The following is a 14,084-nucleotide window of genomic DNA, read 5'->3' as shown; positions in this document are numbered from 1 at the left end:
CGTCCGCACAGCAGCCTCGGCGGCATGGCACCCGCCGACTTCACCAACCGCCCGCGCCACGGGCATGAGGACACCGAAGCTAACTTATCGGTGGCCTGAAAATGGGGAGCAGGTCAACAGGCCCAAATATTCGGCGGCATCTTTGCGCGACACACGCCCGTCGGGGTGGACGGTAATTTGGATTGTAGCTCGCCGTGGCATCATTGGGCTCCTCGTTGCGGCGCGCATATGATCTTGAGTGCGTGTCACGTCAAGACAAGGATTCGGGTTAAGGCAGAAAAAATTGAGTGTAACAAGCAAATTATAGATAAGAATAGTAATAAAGTTTCAGATAATACTTTACGTGCCGCAAACAAGCGTCAAGGTATTGAGGGGTTTGACTCAAACTAGTCTTGCGATGTAGCGTCGCAAGCATGGCGATTCGATTCACAAAGCTTACCCGCTCAGCTATTAAAGTGCTGGGGCCAGGAAAATCACTGTCCGAGCATGGAATCTCTGCCAAACGCATGGCGAACGGTGATATAACGTACAGCGTCAACGTCATGGTTGATAACCAACGCATACACCGTGTCATTGGCAGGGAAAGCGAAGGCGTTACGCGGCATCAGGCCGAAGAGGCTTTAGAGGCATTAAGGACGCAGGCTCGCGAGGAGCGCCTAAACCTGCCCAAGGGCAGGAAATCGCATCCATCCTTCCGCGAGCAGGCGTTGAAGTACATGGAGCGCCTGGAAGAGGGCGGTGGGCGGAACATGAAGGCCAAGCGGCAGCATGTTGACCAGCTCCTCGTGCCGTTTTTCGGCCCTTATAAGGCGAATGCGATCACCGGGGCGCTGGTGCAGGAATATGTGCGCACACGCCTTAAAACCGGCATCAAGCAGGCAACCGTCAACCGGGAGTTGGCTACCCTGTCTCATTTGTTTCGGCGGTTGGTAAAATGGGGGTGGCTAAAACCCGAGGCGGTGCCAGAGATCGAGAAGGGGCCGGAACCCCGTAAGCGTATCGCAGTCCTGTCCGATGCCGAAATCGCAAAACTGATGGCGGCGGCGGTTGCTGACCAGGACCCCTTGATTTGGCTGTTCATCGCGTGCGGGCTGAACACCGCCATGAGGCATGGGGAAATCGTACGCGTTCGCGTTTGCGATATCGACCTTGCGTCGCGCCGTATTTACATCCCCGAAGCCAAGGCGGGCGAGCGTCACCAACCTATTACCCCAGCGCTTACCGATATGATCCGCACTCATTTAGAGGGGCGGCGGAATGGTTCTGAATGGCTTTTCCCGTCGCATCGCCGCGAGGGGAGGCATCCTCATCGGGTAAGCATGGCAAAGCAATTTCTGCGTGTCGTAGAGCGGGCGGGGTTGGACCCTAGGAAGGTGACCCCGCACGTTATGCGGCACACCGCCATCACCCGTCTGGTGAAGGCAGGGGTCGATTTGCCGACCATTCAGAAGATAAGCGGGCATAAGACGATGCTTATGGTCCTCCGCTATGTCCACATCCATGGCGATCATATCGACGCTGCGATAACCGCAATCGACATGCGCTTTAGCGAGCGGACTACACCAGAATTACACGCGGCCTGATTCGCGCCACTTGGCTCAACCATCTAGCGGCAGCAATAATGCTGCTTTTAGAGTGGGTTGAGCCATGGTGCGGACGGCGGGACTCGAACCCGCACTCCATAGGAAGCCGATTTTAAGTCGGCAGCGTCTACCGGTTTCGCCACGTCCGCGCACGGCACAGGAAAAGACGAGGTTGTCGCCGAGGTCAAGGGACCAGCCGTGATAAAGCGGTCAGCGCGACGTTCGTCGTCAGCCGGGGCCCGGAGACGAGGGAGGGGTAATCAGCCCTCTTCGACGTTCAGGCGCGCGCGCATTTCCTTGCCGGGCTTGAAATAGGGGACGCGCTTGGCGCTGACATCGACGGTTTCGCCGGTGCGCGGATTGCGTCCGGTGCGGGCACCACGGGCGCGGGTGGAAAAGGCGCCGAAGCCACGCAGTTCGACACGGCCGTCTCCGGCCAGGCGCTTGGTGATTTCATCGAAGAAAATCGTGACGATCAGTTCGACTTCGCGGGGGTTCAGACCCGGATTATGCTGAGCGATCTTTTGCACCAATTCCGAACGGATCATCGTCTAGTCCCAACCTTCAGACGTGCCGTTCTTAACCTGTGTTTCTCGCTGCTGAAAGTATTTTTATTATACGATTAAGAGACTGGCCAGGGCAATTTGGCCGAAACCGGGACATGTTTCGTCAAAAAACATGCCCCGGTCCAGTGACTTACTTCTGGGTGCGCGCCTTCAGCGCTTCGCCCAGAATGTCGCCCAGCGACGCGCCCGAATCGGACGAACCGTACTGAGCCACCGCCTGCTTCTCTTCGGCGATCTGCATCGCCTTGACCGAGAAGGTGGGCTTCTTCGAACGATCGAAGCCGGTGACCATCGCGTCGAACTTCTGGCCGACCTGGAAGCGCTCGGGGCGCTGCTCGTCACGGTCGCGACCCAGATCGGTACGCTTGATGAAGCCGGTCGCACCATCGTCGCCCGCCTGGACTTCGAGGCCCGCATCGCGGACTTCGAGGACGGTCACGGTGACGACCTGGTTCTTGTTCAGGCGATCGCCAGCCGCAGCCACACCGCCGGCGACGGGGCCGCCGCGCTCGAGCTGCTTCATGCCGAGCGAGATGCGCTCCTTCTCGGGGTCGATGTCCAGAACCACGGCCTGAACGACTTCGCCCTTGCGGTGCAGGTTGAGGGCATCCTCACCCGACACGCCCCAGGCGATGTCCGACATGTGGACCATGCCGTCGACGTCGTTGTCCAGGCCGATGAACAGGCCGAACTCGGTCGCGTTCTTGACTTCGCCCTCGACGGTCGAACCGATCGGATGGGCCGCGGCGAACGCTTCCCACGGATTGGCCTGGGCCTGCTTGAGGCCGAGGCTGATGCGGCGCTTTTCCTGATCGACTTCGAGAACGACCACATCAACTTCCTGCGAGGTCGACACGATCTTGCCCGGATGGACGTTCTTCTTGGTCCAGGACATTTCCGACACGTGGACCAGGCCTTCGATGCCCGGCTCCAGCTCGACGAACGCACCATATTCGGTGATGTTCGTGACGCGGCCCGACAGCTTGGCTCCGACCGGGTACTTGGCGCCGGCGCCATCCCACGGATCGCTCTCGAGCTGCTTCATGCCGAGCGAGATGCGCTGCGTGTCCTTGTTGATGCGGATGATCTGCACCTTCACGGTGTCGCCGATCGCGATCATCTCCGACGGATGATTGACGCGCTTGTACGACAGGTCGGTGACGTGCAGCAGGCCGTCGATGCCGCCCAGGTCAACGAACGCACCGTAATCGGTGATGTTCTTGACGACGCCGTCGATGATCTGACCCTCGGCCAGGCTCTGGATCAGGCCCGAACGCTGCTCGGCGCGGGTCTCTTCCAGGACCGCGCGACGCGACACGACGATGTTGCCGCGCTTGCGGTCCATCTTCAGGATCTGGAACGGCTGCGGGATGTCCATCAGCGGGGTGACGTCGCGGACGGGGCGGATATCGACCTGCGAGCCGGGCAGGAACGCCACGGCGCCGTTCAGGTCGACGGTGAAGCCACCCTTCACGCGGCCGAAGATCACGCCTTCGACGCGGGCCGACTTCGAGAATTCCAGCTCCAGCTTGTCCCAGGCGGCCTCGCGGCGCGCGCGGTCGCGGCTGAGCATCGCTTCGCCGTGCATGTTCTCGACGCGGTCGACATAGACCTCGACTTCGTCACCGACCTTCAGGTCGGCCTTCTGGCCGGGGGCAGCGAATTCGCGGAGGGGCACACGGCCTTCCGACTTCAGACCGACGTCGATGACGGCCATGTCGTTTTCGATCGCGGTAACGGTGCCATGCACGACGCGACCCTCGAAGCTGTCGGCACCGCCGAACATGTCATCGAGCATCGCCGCGAAATCGTCGCGCGTGGGCTGGGGGTTGGTTGCCATAAAAGGGTTAAGTTCCTGAGAGTTTTTCGCCTCCGGCCGGGCATTTGTGCCTGACCTTCGCCGATGGCCGCGCCGACCCCATGCCGACGCCACCAGGCCCGAAGATGTGACTGAAACACGGAAAAGCGGCGGTCCGCGACAAATGCGGAAAGGACGCTGAGGACAGGGCCCCGCGTCAGCCTCTCCGCGGAACAGGGTCCGCGAGCGCGAGCACTTTAGCCGAAAACGGGGTTTTGCGCAAGGCGAGGGCTATCCTCCCTGCCACGGGGAGGGGGCCGCCGCGAAGCGGTGGTGGAGGGAGCGTGCCACAAGTGACAGCTCCAGCGGCTGGCCCCCTCCGTCGGCGCTGGCGTGCTGCCACCTCCCCATGCTGGGGAGGATTGCTTTAGCGGCCCTTCGCCGCGACCTGCGCGTCAACGAACTGGATCGCGCGGGCGACCGCCGCCTCGATGGTCAGGCTGGACGTATCCAGCGCCGCCGCGTCCGCCGCCTGGGTAAGCGGGGCCGTCGCCCGGCCGCTGTCGCGTTCGTCACGGGCGCGGATGTCGGCCAGCACCTGTTCGAAGCTGGCGGTCGAGCCGTTGGCGGCCAGCTCGTTATGTCGCCGCCGGGCGCGAACCTGCGGGCTGGCCTTCACGAACAGCTTGGCGTCGGCGTCGGGCGCGATGACCGTGCCGATATCGCGCCCGTCGAGGATCGCGCCGCCCGGCTGTTGCGCGAAACGCTTCTGCCGCTGCAGCAGAGCGGCGCGGACCAGCGGATGGACCGAGACGACCGAGGCGAGCTTGCCCGTCTCGTCATCGCGCAGGGCCGGATCGGCGAGCAGGCTGTCGTCGAAGCTGCACGCCGCGACCGCATCGGCTTCGCGTGTCGGATCGAGATGCATGTGCCGCACCGTGGCGGCGACGGCGCGATACAGAAGCCCGGTATCGAGATGCGGCAGGCCATAATGCCGGGCGAGCGCACGGGCGATGGTGCCCTTGCCGCTGGCGGCGGGGCCGTCGACGGCGATGATCATGCCATGGCTCCGAGCTTTCCCAGCGTGTCGAAGAAGACGGGATAGCTGGTCGCGACAGGCGCGGCATCGTCCAGCGTGATGGAATCGCGAGCATTCAAGGCGGCGATGGTCATGCTCATCGCGATCCGGTGATCGAGCAGCGTGGCGATCGTCGCGCCACCGGGGATCGGTTCGCCGCCGGTGCCGGTCACCGCCATGCCGTCCTCATATTCTTCGCAAGCGACGCCGCACGCACCGAGCGCGTTCGCCATGGCGGTAATGCGATCCGATTCCTTGACGCGCAGCTCTTCCGCGCCGCGTGCGATGGTCGTACCGGTCGCGAAGGCGGCGGCGACGAACAGCACCGGATATTCGTCGATCATGCTGGGCGTCAGCTCGGGCGGCACCTCGATCGCCGACAGCGCTGCATGGCGGACGCGCAGGTCGGCGACCGGCTCGCCGCCGACGATACGGGCGTCCAGCTCGGTGATGTCGGCACCCATCATCTTGAGCGCTTCGATGATGCCGGTGCGGGTCGGGTTCATGCCGACATTGGTGATCGTCACGTCCGCGCCCGGCACGATCGAGCCCGCGACCAGCCAGAAGGCCGCCGACGACGGATCGCCCGGCACGACGATATTTTGCGGCTTGAGTTCGGCCTGACCGCGAATCGTGATGATCCGGCCCTCGGGGGAGGGGGTGACGGTCAGGTCGGCGCCGAAGCCCGCCAGCATCCGCTCGCTATGGTCGCGGGTGGCGATCGGCTCGATCACCGTGGTTTCGCCGGGTGTGTTGAGGCCCGCCAGCAGGATCGCCGACTTCACCTGCGCCGAGGCGACGGGCAGGGTGTAGCGGATCGGCACCGCCGGGCTGATACCCCGGACCATCAGCGGCAGGCGACCGCCGGGCGTGTCCTGGAACTGCGCGCCCATCTGCGACAGGGGTTCAATCACGCGGCCCATCGGGCGCTTGGACAGAGAAGCGTCGCCGACGAACGTCGCGGTGATCGGATGGCTGGCGACCAGACCCATCAAAAGCCGCGTCGAGGTGCCCGAATTGCCCATGTCGAGCGCGGCTTCGGGCTGGAGCAGCCCGCCGACGCCGACGCCGTGGATCACCCACACCCCGTCATCCTGCCGGACGATGTCGGCGCCCATCGCCCGCATCGCGGCGGCGGTGGCGAGCACGTCCTCGCCCTCCAGCAGCCCCTCGACCCGGCTTTCACCGACCGCAAGCGCGGAGAGCATCAGCGAGCGATGGCTGATGGATTTGTCGCCCGGAACGGCGATGGTACCGCGAAGGGCGGCGGCGGCTCGCACGGTGCGAGGCTGGGGAAAGGTATGCGCCATGATGGCGCGGGCTTTTGACAGGGGCCTTGCGCTGTGGCAAGGCGCGCCCACTTTTCGCTCCGGCGGAAAACCCAATCCGAAAGGTATGAACGGCATGATCAAGCCGGAATGGGGCACGAAGCGTACGTGCCCGAAATGCGCGACGCGTTTCTACGACCTCGAAAAGGACGACCCCGTGACCTGCATCAATTGCGGGACGCAGTGGGAGCCCGAGCCCATCCTGAAGTCCAAGCAGCCCCTGCCGTTCGAGCAGGCGAAGCCGGAAAGCAAGGAAGCCGACAGCGATCTGGCGGGCGGCGACGACGAGGATCTGGACATCACCGGTGAGGACGAAGAGCCCTCGCCCGACGATGAAGTCGATCTGGGCGGCGACGACGATCTGGGCGTGGAAACGTCCAGCGAGGACGACGAACACTAAGTCGTGCCACGGGCTCGGCGGGTGCTTGAAAAAAGTGCTTGCCGAGCCACGGCGGCCCCGCTAGTGGGCTGCCTCCACAGCGGAATGGGGCCGTAGCTCAGCTGGGAGAGCGCTGCAATGGCATTGCAGAGGTCAGGGGTTCGATCCCCCTCGGCTCCACCATTCCGCCGGAACAATCGCATTTCATGATGCGCTGACAGGCCAACCCGCATCCCGCCGGGCTCGTGCCGAAATCGTTGGGGCCGTAGCTCAGCTGGGAGAGCGCTGCAATGGCATTGCAGAGGTCAGGGGTTCGATCCCCCTCGGCTCCACCATCCTTTTCGAAATTGCGATCATGATCCGCCATCCCGGTTAGGCTGTGGGCGGTCTTTTGTCATGGCTCGCTCGCCATTCCACCCAGTGACCGGGCACAACCCGCCGCGATCGGTTGGACCAACCGTATCTGTTGTACCGTCTCGCGCGTCCGCCCCTGTGGCAGATAGCGGATTGTCCGCTGCGTCCCATGGTCGTCGACCAGCAGGGCATAGGGGCGCAGCGCGTTGCCGGGCTCGCCTTCGACCCGTTCCAGGATCTTCATGCCGTCACGCAGGCCGGCCGCATAGGCGGGCAGGGCCGGATCGACACCGGCGGCGACGTTACCAGCAGCGCTGGTTGCGTCTGGATCGAAGCCGCGCGAAAAGGCGGGGCGCTCCTCGGTCGTGATCGTGGCGCAGGGGCCGAAGGTATCGGGCGGCAGCAGGATGGTCTGACCCTCTGCCAGATAGCGCTGTGTGTCCGCTGCGATGTCTAGGCCATGTGCCAGTGCGCTTTTGCCGAACAGGGCGACCGCTGTGCCCTTGACCGAGCGGGCATGGATCAACTGATCGTGAAGTACGGCATCCAGATTGTCATGCCGGGTGCGCAGCCGGGCATTCCACAAAGCCGCCAGCAGGGCGCCGCGTTGATAGGGCATCTTCTCCGCCGCCGGATCACGCCAGAATGCCGCCGTTGTTTGCGCATCGGTCATCCCCCGTGCCGATGACCCGGCATAAAGAGCGAACATGGTGTTCCAAAGCTCGGCAAACTGATCGGGGGTGATCAGGCCAGCACGCAGCAGGATGGCGCGCGCATAATAGTCGGTGAAACCCTCGCTGAACCAGTATTCGGGGCGTGATCGCTCCAGGCCGCCGCTTAGATTGCGCAGCCGGACGGAATTCCAGCTGTGGAAATATTCGTGGGCCAACAGCCATTTCAGATTCTCGGTGGTGGTCTTCTGGTCGATCCAGAGCGCAAAGGCGTCACCGCGTCCCGTTCCGCCATAGCTGCTGCTGACTCGGCTCGCGATGATCGGGGCTGCGGCGATCAGGAAGGGCGCATGGCGATCGGTCTTCCAGAAATCCCGCTCCACGCGGATGATCCGGCGCGCCAGGGCAGACAACTGGTCGGGCCCGAAGGCGTAGCGGCCGATGCTGGCGATACGGATACCGGATCCGTCGAGGGCCGGAGACAGGCGCAGGTCCCGGCCGCCGATCACGATGCTTTCGGTGATGTCGTCGATCGTTCCTGCCCGCCTGGCCTTGCGGTGCTGTCCGGCCAGATGTTCGAGGTCGGACGCAAAACCGATGCCCGGCGCTCCGATCCAGTCGAAGGTCGCGGGGGCATTCGTCCGCATGCCGGGATAGGCGAAAAGCGCGTTGCCCACCGCATAGAACCAGCCGGGCCGAATTACGGGCCGAGCCTGCTCGCTATCGTCGACCGTGGGATCATGGTCATAGGCGGAGACGATGCGATACGTCGCGGTCAGGGGCGCGGCGGGTGGCGCGGTAATCCGCCAATGCCCGTCCGGCTGGGCTTCCACATGCGTTGCGCCCCGAACCGTCATGTCGCGTGCCCATTGCCAGAGGCGCTTCTCGCCCGCCCAACCGCTATCCCAATGCAGGTCGGTGGTCCCCGAGGAATCGGCACGGAAACGGATCTCGACCCGCAGACCGGTCAGTGCCGTCCCGGTCCGTTCGGGGCGAAGCGTATATCGAACCGGGGCAGACGATGACCGGGCGTGGGTGGATGACGCGAGTGCGACAAGGCTCAGAAGGATGAAGCGCATATCCCGATCGTAACGGGGGCACCACGACTTGCAACGGTGGGCGGGACCGCCAGGCGATCCCGCCCTGTTTCAATCTACGCCGCCAGCCCGTGATGGCGCAGCAGGGCGTCGGGTTCGGGGGCGCGGCCGCGGAAGGCGCGGAAATTGTCGGCGGCCGGACGGCTCGCCCCGCGTGCCAGCACCTCGCGGCGGAAACGGTCGCCCGCCACCTGGCCTTCCTCGGCAAAGGCGGCAAAGGCGTCCGCCGACAGCAGTTCGGCCCACAGATAGCTGTAATAGCCCGCCGCATAGCCGCCCGCGAAGATGTGGGAGAAGCTGTGCGGGAAGCGATTCCATTCGGGCGGGCGGATCACCGCCACCTCGTCGCGTACCGCGTTTAGCACGTCCATCACCCGGCCGCCCTGCGTCGGGTCGAAATCCCGGTGCAGGCGCAGGTCGAAGGTCGCGAACTCGATCTGGCGAAGCAGGAACAGACCCGCCTGGAAACGCCGCGCCGCCAGCATCTTGGCGAACAGGTCGTCGGGCAGCGGCTCACCGGTCTCGACATGCGCGGACAGCGCCTGGAGCGTATCGCGATCCCACGCGAAATTCTCCATGAACTGGCTGGGCAGCTCGACCGCATCCCACTCGACGCCCGAAATGCCGCCGATCGAGGGCAGGTCGACCTCGGTCAGCAAATGGTGCAGCACATGGCCGAACTCGTGCAGCAGCGTGACGACATCGCCATGCGCCAGCAGGGCAGGGGTGTCGCCGGTCGCGGGCGGGAAGTTGCAGGTCAGATAGGCGATCGGCCGGTGGAACCGGTCAGCATCGCGGAAGCGCGGACGGCAGACATCCATCCAGGCGCCGCCACGCTTGCCCGCACGCGCATGGAAGTCGCAATAGACGCCCGCGACGATCTCGCCGCTCTGGTCCTGAACATCATAATAGCGGACATCGTCGTTCCACACGGACACGCCCTGCCGCTCGACCAGACGGATGCCGTAGAGCCGCTCGATCAACGCGGTCGTGCCCTCCATCACGCGGGGCAGCGGGAAATAGGCGCGGATCGCCTCGCGATCGACGCCGAAACGTTCGCGGCGGATATGCTCGGCAACATAGCCCGTATCCCACGGCTCCAGCTTGGCGATACCGAATTTCTCGGCGGCATAGGCGCTGGCCTCGGCCAGTTCACGCTCCGCCAACGGACGTGCGCGCCCGGCGAGATCGGATAGAAAGGCCAGCGCCTCGTCCGCCGACTGGGCCATCTTGGTTTCGACCGAGCGGGCGGCGGCATTGTTGAAGCCGAGCAGGCGTGCGGCTTCGTGGCGCAGTTCCAGGATGCGGTCGATCCGCGCGCTGTTGTCATGGGCGGGATCGGTGGCCTGATCCGACGCGCGGGTGGCATAGGCCCTGGCGACGCGGGCGCGCAGATCGCGATCGTCCGCCTGGGTCAGGATCGCCTGCACGCTGGGTTCGCGCAGCGTGACGAGCCAGCCGTCCAGTTCCTTTTCGGCAGCATAGGATGCCAGGATCGCCTTGGCATTGTCGGTCAGGCCGGACAGCAGCGCCTCGTCGGTGACATGCTCGCTCCACGCCTCGCTCGAATCGAGCACGGCATTGCCGAATTCGGTAGTCAGGCGGTTGAGCTCGACCCCGATCTCGCGGAAGCGCGCCTTCGCGGCGTCGTCCAGGCCGACGCCGGACAGGGAGAAGTCACGGCGGGCCAGCACGACGGCGCGCGCCTCGGCTTCGGTCAGCGGGCTCAGGTCGACCCGGTTGAACGCGGCGAACAGGCGCGGGTCCTGCCCCGCCTCCATGCCATATTCGGCCAGTTTGGCCTGGGCCTCGGCAAAGGCGGCGCGCAATTCGGGCGTGTCGGCGACCGAGTGCAGGTGCCCTGCGGGCGACCAGCCGCGCGCGATCGCAAAGCCGGCCCGCTCGCTGGCCAGCACGACATCGGCAAAGTCGCTGGCGTTCGAACCGCCGATCCGGTCGGCGGCGGCGCGCGCGTCCGCGATCATCTGATCGACGGCGGGCACCAGATGCTCGGGGCGGATCGCGGCGAAATCGGGAAGGTCGGTATCGGCGAGAAGGGGGTTGGTGGTCATTCGGCTTCCTTGAGCAACATCGTGCGCAGCGTCATCTCGGCAGCGTCGACGCTTTCGGCAAGGCCTTGATGCGCCAGCCAGTGCGGATCATGGTGACAATCGGCATAACGCGCGCCGTGGTCGCAGATCAGCGTCGCGATCGAACCGGCCCGCCCCGCCGCGGCCATATCCATGGCGAGAAGTGCGGCGGCGACGAAATTGGTGCCGGTCGACGGCCCTACCGGGCGGCCCAGATAGTCGCCCGCGATCCGCATACCCGCGATCGACACGGCGTCGGGCAGCTTCATCATCCGGTCCACCGCGTCCGGCAGGAAGGACGGCTCGACCCGCGGGCGGCCGACACCCTCGATCCGCGAAGGGCGGGGGCAGCGCGCGGACGGGTCCCGGTCACGATACCCGGCATAGAAGGCGCTATGCTCGACATCGGCGACGCACAGCCGGGTGGGCAGCCCGCGATATCGGCAGTGGCGCCCGATGGTCGACGCGGTCCCGCCGGTGCCTGCACCGACGACGATCCAGTCGGGCACGGCATGCGGCTCGCCCGCCATCTGGGTCAGGATCGCCGAGGCGATATTGTCGCAGCGCCAGTCGGTCGCGGGGGCGGCGTTAGTGAACTGGTCGAGATAGACCCCGCCCATCGCATCGGCCAGATCGCGCGCTTCGTCATACAGCCGCTCGGGGCTGACCAGATGGCACTGCCCGCCCTGCGCCTGGATCGCACGGATCTTCGCAGGGGCGGTGCTCAACGGCATGACCGCGTGAAAGGGAAGGTCGAGCAGCCGCGCGAAATACGCCTCCGACACCGCGGTCGAACCCGACGATGCCTCGACCAGCGGGCGCCCCGCCCGGATCACGCCCGCCACGATACCACTGGTGAAAAGCGAACGCGCCAAGCGATGCTTCAGGCTCCCGGTCGGATGCGCCGCCTCGTCCTTGAGATAGAGGTCGACACCCGGCGCGGCGGGCAGGGTGACGGCGAGCAACGGCGTCTCCGGGGCCCGACGCCGATCGCGATCGAGCACGGCAAGCGCGTTCGCGATAAAATCCTGGTCGACCGGCCGCTCGGCCATGACGATGCCCAGCATATCGGCAGGGCGCTTTGCTGTGCGGGCGGCGGGGGCGGTCAACAACATGGACATATCCTTTGCTGACGCCGAGAATATGCCGGATGCCTTGCGAAATCTCACCAAAGACGTCAGTTCTGGCGCGATATTGGTCAAGGATTTCCCAATGATCGGCCCTGCTATCGATAAAATTGACACCGCCATCCTGGCGGAACTGCAGATCGACGCCAGCCTGCCGGTCGCCGAGATCGCCCAGCGCGTGAACCTGTCGCAGAATGCATGCTGGCGGCGGATCCGTCGCCTGGAGGAGGAAGGCGTTATCCTGCGCCGCGTCGCGCTGCTCGATCCCGAAAAGCTGGATGCGGCGATGACGGTCTTCGTCAGCGTGCGGACGGCCGAGCATTCCGCCGACTGGCTGAACGAATTTGCCCGCGCGGTCAGCGACCTGCCCGAGGTGGTCGAGTTTTATCGCATGGCGGGCGAGATCGATTATCTGCTGAAGATCCGCGTCGCCGACATCAAGGCCTATGACCGGGTCTACAAGCGCCTGATCGAGCGTGTTCGGCTGGTCGATGTCAGCGCCGCCTTCGCGATGGAGGAGATCAAGAACAGCACCGCGATCCCGCTTCCGCCCCCATCCCGTTAGCGGTAACGATTGCGTTTGCTGCAACTGTATTTGCCAACGTTGCAATTGCGTGAAGCGCTGCTGCGGTGCACAAGGATCGGGCCTTTCAGGCATCCTCTCCTAAAAACTTTTCGGCCGGTCCTTTGACCGGCCTTTTTTTTGGCCGCGATCCGGCTCGGGGCGGCTGGGCGCTGTCTGTCCTCCATCCAGTGGGTCGGCGCTACGCCCCATATTCGCGCCGCCACGATATCCCCATTGCCGATCACCGCGCCGACCGCGAAATTGGCATTCATGGGCGACGGGGCCTATCTGGCCGAACTTGCGGCGTTTCGGTGCGAGGCTCCCCGGCCTTGCATATCGGCGCGGCCTAACCAGGGAGCGCCCGATGATCCAGCGCATCTTCTCCGTCTTCGAACCCTTCGTGCTCAGCCTGTTGGGCACTGTCCTGCTGGCCACGCTGCTGCCCGCGCGTGGCGGATTTGCCGTGTTCGCGGGGTATCTCGCGGATGCGGGCATCGTGCTGCTCTTCTTCCTACATGGTGCAAAGCTGTCGCGGGACGCGATCTGGCAGGGGTTGCGCAACTGGCCGTTGCACTTGGCGGTCCTTGCCTCGACCTTCCTGTTGTTTCCGGCCTTGGGCCTGGGGATGACGCATCTGCCCGGTCTCGACCCGGCCTGGGCAAATGGTATCCTGTTCCTCACTTTGCTGCCTTCGACGGTCCAGTCGTCGATCGCCTTTACGGCGATCGCACGGGGGAATGTCGCGGCCGCGATCTGCAGCGCGTCCTTTTCCAACCTGCTCGGCATCGTGTTGACCCCGGCGCTGGTCGCGCTTCTGATGCATGTGAAGGGCGGGGCAGGGGTGTCGCTCGTCTCTATCGAAGGCATCCTCTTGCAGTTGCTGGCGCCATTCGTGGCGGGGCATCTGCTGCGTCCATGGATCGGGGCGTTCGTCGAGCGCCGCAAAAGCCTGCTGACCCTCGTCGATCGCGGCTCGATCCTGCTGGTCGTCTACACGGCCTTCGGGGCGGCAGTGGTCGAGGGGCTGTGGACGCGCGTCTCGCCAGGCGATCTCGGCCAGCTCATGCTGCTCTGCCTGTTGCTACTTGCGATCGTCCTCGTGGCGACCTTTCTGATCGCGAAGGCGATGCGCCTGTCGCCGCAGGATGCGATCGTCCTTCAGTTCTGCGGCTCGAAGAAGAGCCTTGCATCGGGGGTGCCCATGGCGGGCGTGCTGTTTCCGGCGGCGCAGGTCGGGGTGATCCTGCTGCCGATCATGATCTTTCACCAGGTCCAGCTGATCGCCTGCGCCATGCTCGCGCGCTATTATGGCGAGCAGCGGCCGAAAGAGTGAGCTGGGGAAGTTAGGGGGGGTGTGTGACGATGTTTTGGAGGAAAAGTGTCATTGGTGTGAAAAATGTTGTTGACCGGTTCGCGACGTCCGCCTAGAGGGGTTTCACCGCAGCGGT

General features: G+C 64.6%; 11 protein-coding genes and 3 tRNA genes. 6 read left to right on the top strand and 8 right to left on the bottom strand.

Translation table 11 applies throughout. The features are described from left to right. The first annotated feature begins 413 nt into the window (after positions 1–413). Positions 414–1,583, top strand: coding sequence for a tyrosine-type recombinase/integrase (locus U1703_RS18395; protein WP_332786898.1), 1,170 nt, complete (start codon positions 414–416; stop codon positions 1,581–1,583). Between the two features lie 65 nt (positions 1,584–1,648). Here U1703_RS18395 and U1703_RS18390 read toward each other — a convergent pair. The 5 genes from U1703_RS18390 to aroA form a co-directional block, all read right to left on the bottom strand. After that, positions 1,649–1,732, bottom strand: a tRNA-Leu gene (locus tag U1703_RS18390). A gap of 111 nt (positions 1,733–1,843) precedes the next feature. Further along, complete coding sequence (locus tag U1703_RS18385; RefSeq protein WP_332786897.1) at positions 1,844–2,131, bottom strand: integration host factor subunit beta; 288 nt, start codon at positions 2,129–2,131, stop codon at positions 1,844–1,846. A gap of 148 nt (positions 2,132–2,279) precedes the next feature. Then, positions 2,280–3,989: a 30S ribosomal protein S1 gene (gene rpsA, locus U1703_RS18380; protein WP_056439406.1), complete on the bottom strand. Its 1,710-nt coding sequence runs from the start codon at positions 3,987–3,989 to the stop codon at positions 2,280–2,282. 385 nt (positions 3,990–4,374) lie between these two features. Then, positions 4,375–5,007 (bottom strand): (d)CMP kinase, encoded by a 633-nt coding sequence (gene cmk / locus U1703_RS18375; RefSeq protein WP_332786896.1) that lies wholly within the window; start codon positions 5,005–5,007, stop codon positions 4,375–4,377. After that, on the bottom strand, positions 5,004–6,335 hold the full coding sequence (gene aroA / locus U1703_RS18370; RefSeq protein WP_332786895.1) for a 3-phosphoshikimate 1-carboxyvinyltransferase: 1,332 nt from the start codon (positions 6,333–6,335) through the stop codon (positions 5,004–5,006). The genes cmk and aroA overlap by 4 nt, the downstream gene beginning before the upstream one ends. Positions 6,336–6,429: 94 nt before the next feature. Between aroA and U1703_RS18365 the strand changes: the two genes are divergently transcribed. The 3 genes from U1703_RS18365 to U1703_RS18355 all read left to right on the top strand — a co-directional run bounded on the left by U1703_RS18365 (position 6,430) and on the right by U1703_RS18355 (position 7,067). Further along, positions 6,430–6,753 (top strand): TIGR02300 family protein, encoded by a 324-nt coding sequence (locus U1703_RS18365; RefSeq protein WP_042490188.1) that lies wholly within the window; start codon positions 6,430–6,432, stop codon positions 6,751–6,753. 86 nt (positions 6,754–6,839) lie between these two features. Beyond that, a tRNA-Ala gene (locus U1703_RS18360) sits at positions 6,840–6,915 on the top strand. 76 nt (positions 6,916–6,991) lie between these two features. Then, a tRNA-Ala gene (locus U1703_RS18355) sits at positions 6,992–7,067 on the top strand. Between the two features lie 59 nt (positions 7,068–7,126). Here U1703_RS18355 and U1703_RS18350 read toward each other — a convergent pair. The 3 genes from U1703_RS18350 to U1703_RS18340 form a co-directional block, all read right to left on the bottom strand. Beyond that, positions 7,127–8,836, bottom strand: coding sequence for a M61 family metallopeptidase (locus tag U1703_RS18350; RefSeq protein WP_332786894.1), 1,710 nt, complete (start codon positions 8,834–8,836; stop codon positions 7,127–7,129). A 74-nt stretch (positions 8,837–8,910) separates the two neighbouring features. Beyond that, on the bottom strand, positions 8,911–10,926 hold the full coding sequence (locus U1703_RS18345; RefSeq protein WP_332786893.1) for a M3 family metallopeptidase: 2,016 nt from the start codon (positions 10,924–10,926) through the stop codon (positions 8,911–8,913). Next, positions 10,923–12,059, bottom strand: coding sequence for a PLP-dependent cysteine synthase family protein (locus U1703_RS18340; RefSeq protein WP_332786892.1), 1,137 nt, complete (start codon positions 12,057–12,059; stop codon positions 10,923–10,925). Before U1703_RS18340 ends, U1703_RS18345 begins: the two co-directional genes overlap by 4 nt. Before the next feature lie 97 nt (positions 12,060–12,156). Between U1703_RS18340 and U1703_RS18335 the strand changes: the two genes are divergently transcribed. Next, the gene (locus U1703_RS18335; RefSeq protein WP_332786891.1) at positions 12,157–12,636 is read left to right on the top strand and encodes an Lrp/AsnC family transcriptional regulator; all 480 of its coding nucleotides are present in this window, start codon (positions 12,157–12,159) and stop codon (positions 12,634–12,636) included. Positions 12,637–13,000: 364 nt separating this feature from the next. Further along, the gene (locus U1703_RS18330; RefSeq protein WP_332786890.1) at positions 13,001–13,969 is read left to right on the top strand and encodes a bile acid:sodium symporter family protein; all 969 of its coding nucleotides are present in this window, start codon (positions 13,001–13,003) and stop codon (positions 13,967–13,969) included. Positions 13,970–14,084 lie beyond the last annotated feature (115 nt).

Source organism: Sphingomonas flavida (assembly GCF_036663655.1).
Lineage (GTDB): Bacteria > Pseudomonadota > Alphaproteobacteria > Sphingomonadales > Sphingomonadaceae > Sphingomonas.
Note: the sequence above shows the minus strand (reverse complement) of the source record. Positions and strands in the feature narration are given on the sequence as shown.